The organism is Rhodanobacter sp. FW021-MT20, from assembly GCF_041107475.1.
GTDB lineage: Bacteria > Pseudomonadota > Gammaproteobacteria > Xanthomonadales > Rhodanobacteraceae > Rhodanobacter_A > Rhodanobacter_A glycinis.
Genome location: NZ_JBGBPX010000052.1, coordinates 1 through 601 on the forward strand (window position 1 = coordinate 1; position 601 = coordinate 601).

The 601-nt window shown below is 62.4% G+C and carries 1 protein-coding gene; it reads right to left on the reverse strand.

All coding sequences use genetic code 11. From position 1 onward, the window contains the following. Positions 1 to 13: 13 nt before the first annotated feature. Positions 14 to 601, reverse strand: a 588-nt coding sequence (locus AB7849_RS19520; RefSeq protein WP_369501572.1) for an efflux RND transporter permease subunit, incomplete at its 5' end; no start/stop codon positions are given.

Below are 601 nucleotides of genomic sequence, written 5' to 3' on the forward strand. Positions count from 1 at the left end.
GCCTTCACTTCTTTCATGGGGTCTTCTCCTTGGCGAGGCGCCGGGCGGCGCGTTCTTCGATCCAGTCGTAGAGCACCGGCAGCAGCACCAGCGTCAGCAAGGTCGAGGTGATCAGACCACCGACCACCACGGTGGCGAGCGGGCGCTGGGTTTCCGCACCCACGCCACTGGAGAGCAGCATCGGCACCAGGCCCAGGATCGCTACGCTCGCGGTCATCATCACCGGGCGCATGCGCAGGGCCGTACCGCGGATCACTGCCTCGCGCACAGGCAAGCCTTTCTCACGTTGTTCGTTCAAGAAACTCACCAGCACGATGCCGTTCAACATCGCCACGCCGAACACCGCGATGAAGCCGATGGCCGAGGGTACCGACAGGTATTGCCCGGTGATCGCCAAGCCGACGATGCCGCCGATGGTGGCAAACGGCACGTTGGCCAAGATCAGCGTGGCGTGCTTCACCGAGTTGAACGCGGTGTAGAGCAAGACAAAGATGAAGAAAATCGTCGCCGGCACGATCAGCGACAATCGCTTCAACGCCCGCTGCTGGTTCTCGAACGCGCCGCCCCATTCGCTGTAATAGCCAGTCGGCAACTTCACCTG